The organism is Zemynaea arenosa (genome assembly GCF_004614185.1).
GTDB lineage: Bacteria > Pseudomonadota > Gammaproteobacteria > Burkholderiales > Burkholderiaceae_D > Telluria > Telluria arenosa.
Genome location: NZ_SPVF01000070.1, coordinates 1 through 16502, shown reverse-complemented (window position 1 = coordinate 16502; position 16502 = coordinate 1). Strand labels below are relative to the sequence as shown.

At 65.3% G+C, this 16502-nt stretch carries 14 protein-coding genes and 1 pseudogene; 5 read left to right on the top strand and 10 right to left on the bottom strand.

Annotation, left to right across the window (positions count from 1 at the left end):
• The coding region (locus E4L96_RS23530) for a hypothetical protein (protein ID WP_167758599.1) at positions 1-708 on the top strand (708 nt) is incomplete at its 5' end.
• A gap of 390 nt (positions 709-1098) precedes the next feature.
• Here the strand turns inward: E4L96_RS23530 and E4L96_RS04760 are convergent.
• The 5 genes from E4L96_RS04760 to E4L96_RS04740 all read right to left on the bottom strand — a co-directional run bounded on the left by E4L96_RS04760 (position 1099) and on the right by E4L96_RS04740 (position 4857).
• A complete protein-coding gene (locus E4L96_RS04760) occupies positions 1099-1686 on the bottom strand; it encodes a type 1 glutamine amidotransferase domain-containing protein (RefSeq protein ID WP_135206079.1) in 588 nt (195 codons plus the stop codon).
• Between the two features lie 122 nt (positions 1687-1808).
• The gene (locus tag E4L96_RS04755) at positions 1809-2126 is read right to left on the bottom strand and encodes a chaperone modulator CbpM (protein ID WP_135206078.1); all 318 of its coding nucleotides are present in this window, start codon (positions 2124-2126) and stop codon (positions 1809-1811) included.
• 13 nt (positions 2127-2139) lie between these two features.
• Positions 2140-3078 carry a DnaJ C-terminal domain-containing protein gene (locus tag E4L96_RS04750; RefSeq protein WP_135206080.1) on the bottom strand — a complete coding sequence of 313 codons (939 nt, stop codon included), beginning with the start codon at positions 3076-3078 and terminating at the stop codon, positions 2140-2142.
• Positions 3079-3127: 49 nt separating this feature from the next.
• A complete protein-coding gene (locus E4L96_RS04745) occupies positions 3128-3652 on the bottom strand; it encodes a PH domain-containing protein (RefSeq protein WP_135206077.1) in 525 nt (174 codons plus the stop codon).
• Positions 3653-3690: 38 nt separating this feature from the next.
• On the bottom strand, positions 3691-4857 hold the full coding sequence (locus E4L96_RS04740; protein WP_135206076.1) for a beta/gamma crystallin-related protein: 1167 nt from the start codon (positions 4855-4857) through the stop codon (positions 3691-3693).
• 173 nt (positions 4858-5030) lie between these two features.
• On the opposite strand from E4L96_RS04740, the gene E4L96_RS04735 reads away from it, so the two are divergent.
• From E4L96_RS04735 to E4L96_RS04725, 3 genes are all read left to right on the top strand, one after another.
• The gene (locus E4L96_RS04735; RefSeq protein WP_135206075.1) at positions 5031-6419 is read left to right on the top strand and encodes an MATE family efflux transporter; all 1389 of its coding nucleotides are present in this window, start codon (positions 5031-5033) and stop codon (positions 6417-6419) included.
• Between the two features lie 108 nt (positions 6420-6527).
• Positions 6528-8786 (top strand): S9 family peptidase, encoded by a 2259-nt coding sequence (locus E4L96_RS04730; protein ID WP_135206074.1) that lies wholly within the window; start codon positions 6528-6530, stop codon positions 8784-8786.
• A gap of 127 nt (positions 8787-8913) precedes the next feature.
• Complete coding sequence (locus tag E4L96_RS04725) at positions 8914-9234, top strand: DMT family transporter (protein ID WP_135206073.1); 321 nt, start codon at positions 8914-8916, stop codon at positions 9232-9234.
• A gap of 93 nt (positions 9235-9327) precedes the next feature.
• Here the strand turns inward: E4L96_RS04725 and E4L96_RS04720 are convergent, their stop codons facing one another.
• The 4 genes from E4L96_RS04720 to E4L96_RS04705 form a co-directional block, all read right to left on the bottom strand.
• A complete protein-coding gene (locus tag E4L96_RS04720; RefSeq protein WP_135206072.1) occupies positions 9328-9768 on the bottom strand; it encodes a DUF29 domain-containing protein in 441 nt (146 codons plus the stop codon).
• A 107-nt stretch (positions 9769-9875) separates the two neighbouring features.
• Positions 9876-10079 carry a CsbD family protein gene (locus E4L96_RS04715; protein WP_135206071.1) on the bottom strand — a complete coding sequence of 68 codons (204 nt, stop codon included), beginning with the start codon at positions 10077-10079 and terminating at the stop codon, positions 9876-9878.
• 137 nt (positions 10080-10216) lie between these two features.
• Positions 10217-12247: a M13 family metallopeptidase gene (locus tag E4L96_RS04710; RefSeq protein WP_135206070.1), complete on the bottom strand. Its 2031-nt coding sequence runs from the start codon at positions 12245-12247 to the stop codon at positions 10217-10219.
• A 69-nt stretch (positions 12248-12316) separates the two neighbouring features.
• Positions 12317-14935, bottom strand: coding sequence for a M1 family metallopeptidase (locus tag E4L96_RS04705; RefSeq protein WP_135206069.1), 2619 nt, complete (start codon positions 14933-14935; stop codon positions 12317-12319).
• Positions 14936-15307: 372 nt separating this feature from the next.
• Between E4L96_RS04705 and E4L96_RS04700 the strand changes: the two genes are divergently transcribed.
• Positions 15308-15616 carry a flagellar protein FliT gene (locus E4L96_RS04700; RefSeq protein WP_135206068.1) on the top strand — a complete coding sequence of 103 codons (309 nt, stop codon included), beginning with the start codon at positions 15308-15310 and terminating at the stop codon, positions 15614-15616.
• Between the two features lie 373 nt (positions 15617-15989).
• Here the strand turns inward: E4L96_RS04700 and E4L96_RS23525 are convergent.
• Positions 15990-16502 (bottom strand): annotated as a pseudogene (locus tag E4L96_RS23525) (hypothetical protein); the annotation flags it as partial.

Here is a 16502-nt window from a genome sequence, read left to right as displayed (position 1 = left end):
GCCGCACAGTCCACCGGCCTGCCGGATACCGCGACCGAAGCGGCCGTGTACGGCCGCAATGGCAGGCCGCTCGACCTGCACGGCCAGACGGTCGCCCAGTACATCGCCGACCGCATCGGCCGCGCCCGCACCGGCGACGTGCGCGCGGCCTACGAGGTCTACCAGGCGGAATCCCTATGCGCGGCCATCGACGAGCCGCTGCCCGAGTTCGCGGACGATAACGACCGCAGGATCGTTGAGCAGCAGCGCGGCCAGATGCGCGCGCTATGCGGCAGCGTGTCCGCCGTCCAGATGCAGGAGCGCATGGCCTTTCTCGCCAAGGCCGCCGACAGCGGCAACCGGGACGCGCAGATCGACTATTTCATGGAAGGTCCGGGCGGCAAGCCGATCGACTGGGCGGCGAATACGGATGATCCGCAGGTCCAGAACTGGAAGGCGGCGGCGCTGCGCTACCTGCAGCAGGCCGGGGATGGGTGCGATCACTTCGCTCTCAGCCTGCTCGCCAATGTGTACGACGCGGGGCTGATGGTGCCGCACGATGGGCGCATGACGATGGCCTACAGCATGGCGTCGGCGGCGGCGCGCAACCGCAGCCTCAGCATCGAGCAGCTGAAGAGCCGCTTCGGCGAGGAGCTGCCGGAGGCCGACTTCACCGCGGCCTTGCAGATGGGCGCGCACCTCACACAGCAGGCCTGCCCAGGGCGATGATGAGTCCGCCGTAGCCGGGGCCGGCGGCCCCGCGGTGGGCGCCGCTCAAGCAACGGGCGCGGCTGCGCAGCCCGCCGGTCCGCAGTCGGGCCCCCGCTACAAATTGAGACAAATGCGGGACACACGCCCGACAGACATGGCGGACTGACATCGATAACATTGCGTCTACCGATCGACGGTCCCTTTTGCCCGTTGCGAGGATTCCGCCATGTCCACGATCCCGACTTCCAGTTTCTCGCGCCGCGCCGTGCTGCTGCACGCGCTGCTGTGCCTCGCGGCCATTGCCGCGACCGCGTTCACGACCCACGTCCTGGCCACGGTCTAACAGTTGATGTGCGCTCGGCCGCACGCGTGCGCGCGGCCGGGCTCACCTGCCTTCCGCCAGCGCCGTCAGGACGACGTCCCGGTGTCGGCCCGCTGCGGGTCGATCGCCAGTTCCTTCAGCAAGGCCTGATTGAAGGCCGGGATGTCGTCCGGCTTGCGGCTCGTGACGAGCTTGCCGTCCACCACCACCTGCTCATCGGTCCACTCCGCGCCCGCGTTCAGCAGGTCAGTCTTCAGGGTCGGCCAGCTGGTCACGTGTTTGGCTTTCACCAGATCCGCATCGATCAGCGTCCACGGGCCGTGGCAGATGGCGGCAATCGGCTTGTCCTCCTGCCCGAATTCACGGATGAAGTTGATGGCATCGGACGAGAGGCGCAGCTGGTCCGGGTTGGCGACGCCGCCCGGCAGCACCAGCGCATCGTAGTCACCGGGTCGCGCATCGCGCACGTTGCGTTCGACCTTGAACTTGTCGCCCGGGTCCAGATGGTTGAAGCCCTGGATCTCCTCGCCCTGCGCCTTGGGCGACAGCAGCTCGACCTGCGCGCCCTGCTCCTCCAGGAACTGGCGCGGACCCAGGTACTCCACCTGTTCCACGCCGTCGGTCATCAGCACGGCCACCTTCTTGCCGCGCAATGCTTGGGATTGTGCTTGCATATGCTCTCCTTGTTCGCGGTGATGTCATGCGAACGATTGTAGGGAGTCAGGCGCAAGCGCGGCGTACCTTACCTTCCGCTAAGGGAATGAGTTTTTGTTCCATCGGGTGATGGAATGAAGGATCAATGCCCGTGCCGCTCCAGCGCGCGCAGGCGGGATTTGAGCCGCCTGACTTCATCGGTCAGGTCCACCACCAGCGCCGCCAGTTCGTCCCCGGCGTCGAAATCGCGCTCGATGGCGAGGATGTCGCGGGCGCGCCGCAGATCGGGGCTGGTGAAGCGCCAGGTGGTCACTTGCACTTCATGCACCCCACCCAGCAGGCCGGCCTGCACGTGCCGCACCACCCACTCCTGCTCCACGGCGCAGGCGCGCGCGAAGTCTTCCAGCGTCAGGGCCGCGTCCTCCAGCAGCACACCGGCGATCACATTCACTTGGTCCATCGTTCCTACTCCTTCAATGTGCGCGCGGGTTGAACGGCATCTCGCGCGCCATCTGGCGGTACAGGTCGCGCGCCTGGTCGGTGGCCGCCGGCGGCAGCACCACTTCCAGCAGCAGATACAGGTCGCCCGGCGGCTCTCCGGGGATGCCGCGGCCGCGCAGGCGCAGCTTGCGGCCGGTCTGGGAGGCCGCGGGCACGTTCACGCTCACGGTGCCGGACGGGGTGCTCACCTCGACCTCGCCGCCCAGGGCCGCTTCCCACGGCGCCACCGGCACGGTCTCGTAGACGTGACGGCCTTCCACGCGGTAGCGCGGGTCTTCGTTGAACTGGATCTCCAGGTACAGGTCTCCGGGCCCGCCACTGCCCACGTGGCCCTGGCCCGCAAGGCGCAGCTGCTGGCCAGGCGTCACGCCCTTCGGGATGGTGATGTTGAGGGTCTTGTCCTGCGTGACCACGCGGCCGTTCTCGTCGTGCCGGGGCACGCGCAGGCTGATGGTGCGGGTGGCGCCCAGGTAGGCGTCGCGCAGGTCGATAGAGATGGCAGCGTGGATGTCCTCGCCGCGCATCTGGAAGCCACCCGCGTTCGCGCCCGCGCCCGCGTGGGAGGCGCCCCCGCCGCGGGAGCGCTTGCCCAGGTGCGCGAACAGGTCGGCGAAGAAGTCGCTGTCCGACCCGTGCGAGAACTCGAAGTCCGAACCCCAGTCCGGCGGCGGCTGGAAGTCCTGCCCGCGCTGGTAGCCGCGCGCGCCCAGTTCGTCGTAGGCGGCGCGCTTTTCCGCGTCGCCGAGGACGTCGTAGGCCTCGTTGAGTTCCTTGGTCTTCTGGTCCGCGTCCGGCTCCTTGGAGACGTCCGGATGGTACTTGCGCACCAGCTTGCGGTACGCCTTCTTGATCTCGTCCGCCGACGCCGTCTTGGCGACGCCCAGCGCCGCGTAGTAGTCCTTGAATTCCACGTGCTGCCCTCCGTCTGAGGTCACACGTCCATGCTACTCCAATTGAACTCTACCGGGCGGACCGTTCGGCGCGCAGCAGGTCGGCGATTTCGGAAAGCTTGACCTGGATGGCCTCCAGCGCGGCCAGGTGCGGGTCGGTGGCGGCGTCCCTGGCGGGTGGGTGCTTGAGGGCGTCGCGGGCGGCGAGAATGCGGTTGCGGAATTCGTGCGCGTCCATGATGCCGGTGAGGTGCATGTCGCTGGCCTGCCCCGCGCTATGCCCGGCGGTCTCGAACTTCAGCGTGGAGAGCTGGAAGTAGCGCAGGATCGGCCCTTCCACAAAGGTCACGTCCTGGATATTCTCCAGCGGGATGGTCTTCTCGACCTGCACCAGGATGCCCTTCTTGTAGCGCAGCGCGCGGTCGGTGAGGCGGCATTCCAGCTTGTCGAAGTAGTGCTGCGCCCACCAGCGGCCCACGCCGAGGAACCAGATGATCGCCAGGGGGATGCCGACGATGGTGCAGCACATGACAAACCCGATCTGCACCACGAGGAAGGGTTTGATGAGGGGGTTGAAGGCGGCCTGGGTCTCCATGCCGCCATCCTACCCCAGCCGCGCAGCGGCGGGGAAACTTACTGGAAGCGCCGGATCGACGAGATCTGGTAACTCATGGACCCCAGCCGTCCATACCGCCCCGGCCCGTAGATCACGCACTGCCCACCGAAGTCGGCGTGCATGCAGAACTGCCACTGGCCGTAATGGACGATGATGGACCCGGCGCGGTCGTTGAAGTCATAGTCGTTCAGCGTGCGTACATCGCGCCGCAGCGGCAGGCGCGCGCCGCCGAAGTCCTGGCCGGAGAACAGTTCAATGTCGCCCTCGGGCCGCCCCGGTCCACCGGCCGGCGCCACCATGCGCACCGAGGAGATGGAGCGCGAGAGCATGCCTTCCAGCGTGCGGTACTGGCCCGGCCCGAGCACGCGGCAACCGCCGCGGAAGAAGCTGTCGACGCAGAACTCCCAGGTGCCCGACTGGATCATCACCGAAGCCGCGGCATCGTTGAAGCCCATCGCCACCAGGTCCGGCGTATCGCTGCGCAGCGCCACCGAGCGGCCGCGCAGGCCCTCGTCGGTGAACAGCACCACCGGCGTGGCCGGGTCGATGCGCGGCGGCGGGTTGCGCATCTCTTCGTCGTTGACGCGGCGTGCCGAGGACACGCGGCCCGTCAGCTCGCCCAGGTCCGGATAGCGGCCCGGCGTAAAGACGCGGCACCGGCCGCGGTAGTCCGAGTCATCGCACAGCTGCCAGGTGCCCTCTTCCACCACCACGCTCTGGGCACGGTCGTTGAAGCCGATCTGCACGAAGTCATTGGTGTCGCGGACCACGCGGGTGGAGTTGCCATTGTTCCCGCGCTCGGTGAACAGTTCGAGGAGGCCGCGGCGCTCGCCGTAATGGCGCCAGCTGCTGCGGTTGCGGCCCGTGCCCACTTCGCGCGCGGACGAGATGCGGTCGTTGAAGCGGGCGAGATTGCGGTACTCGCCGCGCTCATACACGGCGCAGTTGCCGCGGAATTCGGAATCGACACAGATCTCCCAGCGCCCCGAGCGCACGATCATGCTGGAGGCGCGGTCATTGAAGCCGAGGTCCACGAGATCGGGCGTGACGTCGCGCAGCGTGACCTCGCGGCCGTTGAAGTTCTCGTTCGAGAACAGAGTCAGTTCGCCGGCCTGCGCGGCGGCGGATCCTGCGAGCCATGCCGCGGCGGCCAGCAATGCGGTGCGTGTGAAGCGGGAAAGCATATCGGTTCCTTGTCTTGAACGGGCCGGCGCGGCGCCGGACGATCCCTGGTTCGTATTGTGCGGATTTCACCGCGCCCACGCCATAGGGCCACCCTTGAGATGTGTAACAAAATCCTTCGGCAGCAGATAAAATCGACCTTCTGCCGTCACGACAATATGCATACACGACATACATGAGCACCCACCACTACTCCATCTCCCACGAAGTCCGCGCCCTCTGGAAGCTGGCCTGGCCCATGCTGGTCGGGCAGATCGCCACCGTCGGAATGGGCGTGGCAGACGTCGCGATGACCGGCCACGTGAGCGCGGTGGAGCTGGCGTCGGTGTCGCTGGGCGCATCGGTGTGGTCGATCATCCTGGTGACGGTGATCGGCACCATGATGGCGATTAACACCGTGGTGGCGCACGAAGTCGGCGCCCTCAACTTCGCACGCGTGCCGCACGTGGTGCGCCAGGCGCTGTGGAAGGCGCTGCTCGTGGGCCTGGCCGCGTGCTTGCTCACCAACCTGGCCGTGCTGGTGTTCGACTACCTGCAGCTCGAACCCGTGGTGCACGAGAAGGCCTCGTGGTTTGTGCACATCGTCAGCATCGGCATGCCCGCCTTTGCGGCCTACCGTGCGCTGTATGGCTACACGGCCTCCATCAACCAGACCGTCCCGGTGATGGTGATCGCCATCGGCGGCCTGCTGTACAACGTCTTCATGAACTGGCTGCTGGTCTTCGGGAACTGGGGCATGCCGGCGCTGGGCGCGGTGGGCTGCGCAGTGTCCACGGCCAGCGGCATGTGGCTGATGCTGATCGCGATGCTGGTGTGGATCCGCATCGGCCGCGCCTATCGCCAGACCTACCCGTTCACGCACTGGGAATGGCCGCACTGGCCGGAGATCATGTCCATGCTCCGGCTTGGGGTGCCGATCGGGATCACCTACTTCGCGGAGGTCAGCGCCTTCGGTGCCGTGAGCTTGCTCGTCGCGCGCTTTGGGGTGGTGCCGGTATCGGCGCACCAGATTGCGCTGAACTTCGCTTCGCTGGTGTTCATGGTGCCGATGACCTTCGGGATCGGCATGATCACGCGCGTGGGCCAGGCGCTCGGAGAAGGCGATCCGCATCGCGCACGCTTTGCGTCCTGGGTGGGCGTGGGCATGTCGCTCGGCTTCGGGCTGCTGTCAGCGATCGGCATCGCCATCTTCCGCTGGCAGATCGCGCGCGCCTATACCTCGGACCTCGCGGTGCAGGAACTGTGCGTGACGCTACTGCTGTTTGCGGCGGTATTCCAGCTCTCCGACGCCACGCAGGTGGCCGCGTCCTCCGCAATACGCGGTTACAAAGTCACGCGCGAGCCGATGCTGATCCAGCTGATCGCGTTCTGGGGCTTTTCGCTGCCGGCCGGCTGCATCCTCGGCCTGGCGCCGCAGTGGTTCCCGTGGCATCCGGCGCAGCCGTGGCAGGCGCAGGGCTTCTGGGTTGGCCTCACGGGCGGGCTGACCATCGCGGCGGTGCTGCTGACCTGGGTGCTGGCACGGCTGGCCAACCGGCGGGTCGCGGAGCACGCGGCCGCATAACCTTCCCCATGCATATTTACTGCGGAGGGCGCACGACTCTGGTATTGTCTCGCGGGGCCGAAACGGTTCCCCATCCATTCCCAAAATCGAGACATACCGAGAGAGATCATGCGCCTTATCCTCGCCCTGCTAGCCGCACTGTCCTGCGTTCCCGCATCCGCGGAACGCCTGACCCTGGACCGCATCCACGCCGACCCGGCGCTGTCCGGCCCGGGCGTGCGAGCCCTCAAAGTGTCGCCGGACGGCGCACGCGTCACCTTCCTGCGCGGCCGCCCGGACAACCAGTTCCAGCTCGACCTGTGGGAATACAACATGCACGACAAGTCGGTGCGCCGCCTAGTCGATTCCAAGGTGCTGGTCCCGAACGAGACGCTGTCGGCCGAAGAGAAGGCGATCCGCGAGCGCAATCGCACCGCGAGCCTGTCGGGCATTCTCTCCTACTCCTGGTCCCCGGACGGCAAGCAGCTGCTGGTGCCGATCGCCGGTGACCTGTTCCTCATCGACGTGGCCAAGCCGGACCAGCCGCGCAAGGTGGCTTCGGGCGCGGTCATCGATCCGAAGATCTCACCGAAGGGCCGCTACGTGTCCTTCGTGCGCAAGCAGAACCTGTACGTCATCGACCTGACCACCGGCCAGGAAAAGCAGCTCACCACCGATGGCGCAGGCACCATCCACAACGCGGAAGCGGAATTCGTGGCGCAGGAAGAGATGGACCAGCGCAGCGGCTACTACTGGGCACCGGACGATTCGGCCATCGCCTACAAGCGCTATGACGAGGCGCCGGTGCCGGTGGTGAAGCGCTTCGAGATCTTTGCCGACCGCACCGACGTGACCGAGCAGCGCTACCCGGCCGCGGGCGACCCGAACGTGCTGGTCGACCTGCTGATCGTGAATCCGGCCACCGGCGCAACCCGCAAGGTTGACTTGGGCCCGAACAAGGACGTGTACCTGGTGCGCGCCGACTGGAGCCACGATGCATCGCGTCTGGTGTATCAGATCGAGGCGCGCGACCAGAAGCGCCTGGACCTGGTGGCGGTCGACGCGCAGACGCTGGCGCAGAAGATCCTGCTGTCCGAGACCTCCAAGACCTGGGTCCAGCTGAACAACGACATCCGCTTCCTGAAGGACCGCCCGGCTTTCATCTGGGCCTCGGAGCGCAGCGGCTGGAAGCACCTGTACCTGTATGACCTGGACGGCAAGCTGCTCAACCCGATCTCCAGCGGGAACTGGGGCATCGACGGCGTCGAAGCGGTCGACGAGAAGTCGGGCCTGGTGTACGTGGGCTCGAACCGCGACAGCATCGTGGAGAAGCAGACCTACGCGCTGAAGCTCGATGGCTCGACCGCCGACAAGCCGGCGCGCGTGACCAAGGCCGCGGGCTGGCACGATACCAGCTTCGCGCAGAGCGGTACCATTTTCGTGGACAGCTTCTCGAACTCGGAGACGCCGCCGCAATCCGCGATCTACCAGGCCGACGGCACCATGGTGGCGTGGCTGGAGAAGAACGAGATCAACGCGCAGCACCCTTACTTCAAGTACAAGCCGGACCACCTGAAGACGGAGTTCGGAACCATCAAGGCCAAAGACGGGCAGACGCTGTACTACTCGATCATCAAGCCGGCCGGGTTCAATCCGAAGAAGAAGTATCCGGTGTTCGTCAACCACTACGGCGGTCCGCACAGCCAGTTCGTGTCGAACAAATGGGGTTCGCTGTTCCACCAGTACATGGCGCAGCAGGGCTATGTGGTTTTCCGCATCGATAACCGCGGGTCGTATCGCCGCGAGCGCATGTTCGAGGATGCGCTGTACGGGCAGCTGGGCAAGGTGGAGGTTGAAGACCAGCTGACCGGCATCGACTGGCTGGGCAAGCAGTCCTTCGTCGATCCGAAGCGCATCGGTATCTTTGGCTGGAGCTATGGCGGTTTCATGACCATCCGCGAGCTGTCGGTGGGCTCGGACAAGATCGCGGCGGGTGTGTCGGTGGCGCCGGTGACCGATTGGGCGCTATACGACACGCACTACACCGAGCAGTTCATGGGCGGCACGCCGAAGCAGATGCCGGAGGCGTATGCGAAGGCGAGCGTGTGGCCGGACCTGAAAGGCCTGAAGGCCAACCTGCTGCTGGTGCACGGCATGGCGGACGATAACGTGCTGTTCACGAACACCACGCAGCTGATCGACAAGCTGGTCAAGCAGGGCACGCAGTTCGAGCTGATGACCTATCCGGGCCAGAAGCACGGCATCTCGGCGCGTGCGGACCAGCGGCATGTGTACGGCTTGATCGATGCGTTCTTCAAGAAAAACGTCATGGAGCGCGATACCAAGGCGGCTGCGCCCAAGGCGGTTGCCAAGGCCAAATCCAAGTAATTCCGGCTCAGGTAAAATGGCCCTGTGAGCTGCAACGGCTCGCAGGGCTTTTTTCTTTTGGAGGACGACCTCCCCCTCTGTGGGAACCAATTCCGGGACGGCCCGGCTCTTTCTCAGGAGAGCCGTCATGGCCTGGATTGCGTTGGTGGTCGCTGGACTTTTCGAAGTGGTGTGGGCGTATGCGATGAAGCAGTCGCAGGGGTTTTCGCGTCTGCTGCCGTCATTGGTGACGGTGGTGATGATGGTGGCGAGTTTTGGCTTGCTGTCCTATGCCATGCGCAGCATCTCGCTCGGCACGGCCTACACGGTGTGGACCGGCATCGGTGCCGTCGGCGCATTCGTGGTCGGCGTGGTGATGCTGGGCGAACAGCTGAACGTGATGCGCTTCTGTGCCGCCCTTCTCATCATCTGCGGCCTGCTTCTGATGAAGCTCGCCGCAGTCGACTGACGGCGTTCGTCACCCGAAGTAGTCATCATTATCGTCCTTCGCGCAACAGCGCCGCTTAATGGCGCAGCTACAGCAAAGCGATGTCCTCCCGCGTCAGGGGAAATAGGTGTGGTCGCGGACCTGGTCCAAAGTGAAAGGCGAGGTCTTCGGCAAGGCGCGCCAATCCGCGTCATCGAGGACGTCTTCCAGCTCACGGCGCGCGCCGCGCCACGCCCGTGCATGCAGCGATTCGAGCTTGCTCGGATTGCTGTAGCGGTCGAGGATACGGTCCTCGATTTGGTTACGAAAAAGCCGGATCTCGCGGCGCCAGTGCCGCACAGGCTGGCGATTTTTCATGTACGCCAGCTTGCAAAGGTGCACAAGCACCAAGCGGATGTACGATGTCAGCGCAGCCTCCGACTCAGTCACCATATCCTCGATCTCCTCGGCAATCGTGGCCCCGTCCACCTCGCTCATACGACCCTTTCTGAGCAAGCGTGCCTGTTCCAGCAACCAGTCGTTGTAGTCGCGTTCGTATGACAATGAAGCGTTCATGATGTCGCCCTCCCACCTCAATAAGACAGCACGGGCAACTTGCAGTTCCCGGCCCAGAAAAAACAAAACCCCGCCGAGGCGGGGTTTCGATACTACAAAGAACAACGTTACTGGCGGTTGCCGCGGTTGACGTTGTCGACCTTGTCGTCCAGCTTGTCCTCGACATCGCCCAGCTTCTTCTGGGTCTTGCCTTCCACCTGCTTGGCCAGGCCCTTGGCCTGCTGCTCGCTCGAGCCGATAGCCTCGCCGAATTCCTCCTGCACTTTGCCGCCGATGTCTTTGGCCTTGCCTTTGATTTGATTCGAGTTCATGGTTACCTCTCCAGTGATTGCGCGGTCATACGCGCGATGGGTCCACTGTACGCGGCTGGTGACAAAGTTTCTGTTCGGTAGATAACCAAAAAGAAAACGGCGGCCCGTAGGCCGCCGTTCGTTACGTCAGCGAAAGATTACCAGACGCGCACGCGCTGCTCCGGCGCCAGGTACAGCTTCTGCCCCGGCTGCACGTTGAACGCGTTGTACCACGGGTCCAGGTTGCGGACCGTGTAGGTGCGCCACTGGGCCGGTGCGTGGCCGTCAGTCAGCACGGCGCGGCGCAGCGTGGCTTCGCGCATCTTGGTGCGCCAGCCCATCGCAAAGCCCGAGAAGAACTCACGGTCCAGTTCCGGCGACGCCGCCTTGCCGTGCAGCGAGGTGTGCAGCGCGTCGTAGGCCGCCGCCAGGCCGGCCAGGTCGGCCAGGTTCTCGGACAGGGTCAGCTGGCCGTTGAGGGCCAGGTCGTCGAACGGCTTGTAGGCGGAGTACTGCGCCGCCAGGGCCTGCGAAGCCTTGCGGAAGTGCTCACCGTCTTCCTTGGTCCACCAGTCGCGCAGGCGGCCCTGGGAGTCGAACTGCGCGCCCTGGTCGTCGAACGAGTGGCTGATCTCATGGCCGATGATCGAGCCGATCGCGCCGTAGTTCACCGCGTCCGACGCCTTCGGATCGAAGTACGGTGGCTGCAGGATCGCGGCCGGGAAGTTCAGCGCATTCTGCATCGGCATGTTGACCGCGTTGACCAGCTGCGGCGGCATCGACCACTCGGTGCGGTCGACCTTCTTGCCCAGCTTCGCCAGTTCCTGCGCGGTCGCGTATTCCTCCGCCCGCACGGCGTTGCCGAAAGCGTCGGTCGGCGAGACCTTCAGGCCTGCGTACGACTTCCACTTGTCCGGGTAGCCCACGCCCACGTACAGCACCTTCAGCTTGCGCTTGGCCTCGGCCTTGGTCGCAGGATTCATCCAATCCAGCTTGTCGATCCGTGCGTCGAAGGCGGCCACGATGTTCTTGACCATCTCCTGGATGCGCGCCTTGCTCTCGGCCGGGAAGTAGCGGTCCACATACAGGTGGCCGACTGCTTCATCCATCGCGCCGTTGACGGCGGACAGGCCGCGCTTCCAGCGCACCGACTGCTGCGGAGTGCCCGACAGCGCCTTGCCCATGAATTCGAAGCGCGCATCGACGAAGGCCTTCGGCAGCACGCCCGCGTAGTGGTTCAGGCGGTGGAACACCAGCCAGTCCTTCCACGCCTGCAGGTCTTCGGAGGCGACCAGTGCGGCCTCGCCTTTGGCGGCGCCCGGGTGCCAGACGATGAACTTCTTCTGGCCACCCAGCTTGGCGGCCTTGAACAGCGCGTCCCAATCCAGGCCCGGCGCGTTCTTCTTGAAGTCGGCCAGGGTCCACTGGTTGTTGGCCTTCAGGACATCCACCGATTCCTCGCGCGTGGCGTGGACGTTGGCGATCTTGGTCTCCAGGTCCATCACGCGCTTGGCGCGCGCTTCGGGATCGCTGTAGCCGGCCAGCTTGAACATATTGGCCATGTACTGCTGGTAGCCGGTGCGCAGGTCGGCCATGCGCTTGCTGCTGTCGACGTAGTAGGCGCGGTCCGGCAGGCCCAGGCCGCCCTGCAGCATGTACGGGGTGTAGTGATCCGGGTCGGTCAGGCCCTGCACCACCCACAGGCCGAACAGGTTCTCGGTGTAGAAGTTGGTGGAGTTGAGCGCATCCACATCGGTGCGCAGCGAGGCGCCGAGCATCTTGGTCAGCGCGGCCTTGTCCTTGATCGCGTCGATCTGCGCCAGCATCGGCTTCATAGGCGCCAGGCCTTTGGCTTCGATGCCCGCTTCGTCCATGTAGGCGGCGTAGTAGTCGCCGACCTGGCGCGCTTCGCCCTTGGCCTTCTTGTCCGCAGCCAGGCCTTCGATCATCTTGACGATGCGCTGGTTGGTGTCTTCGGCCAGCTGGCCGCCCGCGCCCCAGGCGCTCTTGTCGGCCGGGATCTCAGTGGCGTTCATCCAGGCGCCGTTGACGTAGGTGTAGAAGTCGTCGCCCGGCAGCACGGTGGCGTTCTGCTGCGCCGGTGCCGGTGCCGCCGCCGGTGCGGTCTGGGCCTGGGCGCCAAGGCTCAGGAGCGCGCTGCAGACGGCCACGCACAGGATCGATTTCATCGGTGATTTCACATTGTCCCCTTTATGGTGGTTGTGGTGGGTGAGTTGGATCAGGGTTGGTTCTGTGCCTTATTTCGCCAGCGCGGTACGCACCTGCGGCAGCAGGCGGGCCTTTTGCGCGGCGCGCACGCGGATCGCATTGGCGGTGCGCTCGGCTTCGACCTGGCCTTCCGGCGACAGGTTCTGCTTCGCGTAGTCCACCAGCATATCCGCATGGGCGGTGTTTGACGAGCGGCCAACAATGGCCGGGAAGGTGCGGTTGCGGCCAATCGCATCCTGGGACTTCAGCAGTTCATCCTTGTGCGCGGTGGCGAATTTCCAGGCCTGGTCGATGTGGTCGTTGGCGGCCACGGACGGCAGGATCACGGTCGTGATCTGCGGCGGCAGATCCTTGTTCAGCGCCAGCTGCAGGCTGCGCTCGGCCAGCGCCGGATCCTGCGCCATGGTCAGCGCGCGGCCGAAGCGGTTGCGCTCTTCGTTGCTGGTGGTCTTGGCCGCGAGCTGCGCGAGCTGGTCGTAGGTGTGCGCGTCCGCATAGCGGCCGGCGATCGACATGATCACGTCCAGCTGCGCCACCGGCACGGTGGACGGGTCCTGCACGTAGCGCGCGAAACGGGCCTGGCCTTCCTTGATGGTGGCTTCGTCGCCGGCCCAGGCCAGCGCGTCGATCAGCAGCGCGCGCAGGGCCTTGCGCTCGGCGTTTTCGCCGGCCTTCTCGTCCCAGCCCAGCTGCTGGAAGCGCGGCTTGGCGAGATTGATGATGTACTGGCGGATCAGCGGGCGCTCCGGTTCGCCCTGCGCCAGGCGGTCCAGCACGAACAGGTTGTTGAGGATCGAGTCCCAGATTTGTTCGCGCGGTTCGTCCGTGTAGCGCTCCGCGAGCTTCAGGTAGTTCGCCAGCGGCAGGCGGTTGGCCTGCACCATGGCCCAGGCGTCGGTGAGGAGCTTGAGGCGGGTGGCGTCGGCCAGCTTGGGGGCCTGCGCGGCCAGCGCGTCGAAGCTGGCCTGGTCGTACTGCACGCGGAAGTAGCCGACGCTGTACGGGTCAATGACGAGCGCCTGGTCGCAGCCCGCCTGGGTCACGGTGGTCGTGGGCCCGGACAGCAGCGTGTAATTGGCCTTGCCGTTGACGACACCCACCTGCACCGGCACGTGCCAGGTGCGCTGCTGGGCGACCGGCTCGTCGAGGCGGAACACTTCCTGCGACAGCTTGACGGTGCGCTTGCCATCGGCGCAGCTCTGCTCCACTTTCACCACCGGGAAGCCGGGCTGCGTGGTCCAGTCGGAGGCCAGCTTGGCGACCGGCTTGCCGGACGCCTTTTCCAGCGCGGCCCACAGGTCGGCGGTGGTGGTGTTGGAGTACTGGTGCTTGGCCATGTAGGCGCGGATGCCGCGCCGGAAGGCGTCTTCGCCGAGGTACTGCTCCAGCATGCGCAGGAAGGCTTCGCCCTTGCCGTACGTGATGCCGTCAAATGCGCTCGCGGCCTGTTCTTCGTTGGCGATCGGGGTCTGGATCGGGTGGGTGGTCTTGCGCGCGTCCGAGTTCATGACCCCTTCGCGCTCCACCTGCGCATCGAGGTAGGGGCGCCATTCGGGATGGAAGTAGTTGGTGGCCTTGGTCGCCATCCAGGACGCGAAGCCTTCATTGAGCCACAGGTTGTCCCACCAGGCCATGGTCACCAGGTTGCCGAACCACTGGTGCGCGGTTTCGTGGGCCGTGACCGAGTAGGTGAGCTTGCGGCTGGATTCGGGACTCTTCTTGGGGTCCACCAGCAGGGCCGCCTCGTTGTACACGATGCCGCCCCAGTTCTCCATCGCGCCATTGAACCCGCCCGGGATCGCAATCTGGTCCAGCTTGGCGAGCGGGTACGGCACGCCGAAGTAGCCGTTGTAGTAGCGCAGCAGGTCCTTGGTTGCGGTGAGGGCCTGGTCGGCGGTATTGAGCTTGCCTTCGGTGGTCACCACACCGATATCGACGCCTGCTTCCTTGGCGCTCTTGCGCTCCAGTTCACCGGCGACCAGCACCACCAGGTAGCTCGGCATCTTGGGCGTGACGGCGAACGACACGCGCTGCAGGTTGCCGTCGATTTTTTCCTGTTTTTCGACCGGGGTATTGGAGTAGGCCTTGAAGTTCTGCGGCACGTCCACGGTCAGCTTGAAACGGGCGCGGAAGGCCGGTTCATCCCACAGAGGCAGCATGCGGCGGGCGTCGCTCGGCTCCATGGTGGAGGCGATCATGGTCTTGGCGGCGCCGTTCGGGTTCTTGTAGTTCATGTAGAACAGGCCGCGCGCTTCGCGGTTGATCTCGCCGTGGAACTTGAGGGCCAGGTTGTAGCGGCCCGCCGGGATCGGGTGCGGGAGGGTGAAGGTCAGGGTCTCCTGGGCCTTGTCCAGTACCGAAGTGAGCTTCAGCTCGGGCAAGCCCTTGCCGGACAGGCTGGCCGCATCGATCACGATGTTGGCCGCGTTGAGCATGATCTTGCTGGTGGGCTGGAGCACGTCGATTTCGACCGTCTCGGAGCCGAGGAAGGTGCGGGCGGCGACGTCCGGCACCAGGTGCGCGGCGTACTGGACGGGGACCACATCCTTCGGCAACTTGCCGGGCGTGGCGGCAAAGGAGAACGGTTCTTCGGCGTGGGCGGCCGCGGCGCACAGGAGTGCGGCGGCGGTGGCGAGGCGGTAGCTCATCTGGTCTCTCTCGTCGGTTATTGGTGTTTTTTTGCGGCGCGCGGGCGCGCAATATCGCAAGGCTGCACTCTACTGGCCGGTCCCGCAAAAATCCGCTCCGTGCGACGAAATGCAATTTCCGGCGCCAGATTGCAAAAAACCGGGAACAGACGGGAATGGGCGGGCAACGGAATGATATACGGATGTACACGGCGTGGGCATGATGAGCTGCGCATATTTACGCCTTCGTGCAACGAATATTTGCATGGATGACATCGGAACCAAATTTTGCATGGAATTGATGAAAAATCGGTTCGGAGCCCTCAAGTTTTCTCAACGGCGGCCGTAATCGCCAGAGACGGGGCACTCCGCCCGCATTTTCAGGTGACCAACATGACCTCCCACGACGTCCTTGCGATGTACGAAACGCTGGCCGGGCTGACCGCCCAGATGGCCGTGGCCGCCCGCGCGGGCGACTGGGATTCGCTATCGCGCCTGGAAGACGCCTGTGCCGAGCAGTCGCGGGCCATGCAATCCGGCGTGCCGGCCCTCACCGGCGAGCTGCGGGCGCGCAAGGTGGCGCTGGTCAAGCAGATCATGGCCAATGACCGGGCGGTGCGCGAAGTCACCGAGCCGTGGCAGGCGCAGCTGGATCGCATCATGCGGCCGGCGGCGGAATCGCCGGTACCAGTGACAGCCTGACCGGCTCCTTCTCAAGTCGAAAGCGCCTGCGGGCGCTTTTTTTGTTGGCTGCTCAAGGCGCCACCGCCGGCGGCGCGCGGACGGGCGCCGGGGCGAGCGCCCAATGAAAAAAGCGCCACAAGGGCGCTTTTCTGAGAAATTCGTGGAGGACGAGCACCAGGTATCTCCTGGCCTCGCCTCTTGCCGGTTGCATCCGGCGCCCCTTGCACACAGCAGGCTCAGGACAGCTTCCGGGACAGGCGTTTCATCAACGTTCACTGCGTGTCGCGCCACACTATCGGTGGTGGCTGCGGCAGTCGCTGCCCCAGTGTTTTGCCAGTCTTGCGACTGATGGAACCCAGTATAACCGAGTTTGGAGAAACGTGTTGTTTAATCAAGTTTCAACAGTGTCTGCTTCCATGGAGGGCTCCATCGCGGGCTCGGACGTGGGCGGGGCGGCCTTGTTGCGTTTGAGTTTGGCGAGCAGAGCGGCGAGTCCGCCCTGCCCTTTGGCGGCGGCTTTCGGCTTGGCTTTGCCCTTGCGCTTGCGGAGGATGACGGCGGTGGCGCCACCGATGCCCGCCAGCGCGCCGGCGATGCCGCCATAGAGCAGCCAGTTGGTTTTCGGTGCGGCTGCGGCGGCGTCCTTGGCGGTCTTGGCGCCGGGCTTGGCGGAGGCACGCTTGGCCGCGGGATGCAGCTGGAGCGGCTTCGGCGCCGGAGCGGCCTGCGCACCGATGGCGGCTTGCAGGAGCTTGACCTTTTCTTCCAGGTCGACGATCTGGGCGGACAGCTGGGCGTTCTGGTAGTCGAGAGCGGCGCAGGCGCGGGCGTCGGCTGCCGGGGCAGTCTTCGCAGCGGGGCTGCGGGCTACCGGCGACCGCAGGGCCGGAGCGCGGTCTACGGC

What these genes read in the sequence shown, in the direction of transcription:
- E4L96_RS04725 (WP_135206073.1), top strand. Translation starts at nt 8,914, where the DNA reads ATGGCCTGGATTGCGTTGGTGGTCGCTGGACTTTTCGAAGTGGTGTGG.
- E4L96_RS04760 (WP_135206079.1), bottom strand. Translation starts at nt 1,686, where the DNA reads ATGCAAGCACAATCCCAAGCATTGCGCGGCAAGAAGGTGGCCGTGCTG.
- E4L96_RS04745 (WP_135206077.1), bottom strand. Translation starts at nt 3,652, where the DNA reads ATGGAGACCCAGGCCGCCTTCAACCCCCTCATCAAACCCTTCCTCGTG.
- E4L96_RS04705 (WP_135206069.1), bottom strand. Translation starts at nt 14,935, where the DNA reads ATGAGCTACCGCCTCGCCACCGCCGCCGCACTCCTGTGCGCCGCGGCC.
- E4L96_RS04740 (WP_135206076.1), bottom strand. Translation starts at nt 4,857, where the DNA reads ATGCTTTCCCGCTTCACACGCACCGCATTGCTGGCCGCCGCGGCATGG.
- E4L96_RS04755 (WP_135206078.1), bottom strand. Translation starts at nt 2,126, where the DNA reads ATGGACCAAGTGAATGTGATCGCCGGTGTGCTGCTGGAGGACGCGGCC.
- E4L96_RS04730 (WP_135206074.1), top strand. Translation starts at nt 6,528, where the DNA reads ATGCGCCTTATCCTCGCCCTGCTAGCCGCACTGTCCTGCGTTCCCGCA.
- E4L96_RS04710 (WP_135206070.1), bottom strand. Translation starts at nt 12,247, where the DNA reads ATGAAATCGATCCTGTGCGTGGCCGTCTGCAGCGCGCTCCTGAGCCTT.
- E4L96_RS04700 (WP_135206068.1), top strand. Translation starts at nt 15,308, where the DNA reads ATGACCTCCCACGACGTCCTTGCGATGTACGAAACGCTGGCCGGGCTG.
- E4L96_RS04715 (WP_135206071.1), bottom strand. Translation starts at nt 10,079, where the DNA reads ATGAACTCGAATCAAATCAAAGGCAAGGCCAAAGACATCGGCGGCAAA.
- E4L96_RS04720 (WP_135206072.1), bottom strand. Translation starts at nt 9,768, where the DNA reads ATGAACGCTTCATTGTCATACGAACGCGACTACAACGACTGGTTGCTG.
- E4L96_RS04735 (WP_135206075.1), top strand. Translation starts at nt 5,031, where the DNA reads ATGAGCACCCACCACTACTCCATCTCCCACGAAGTCCGCGCCCTCTGG.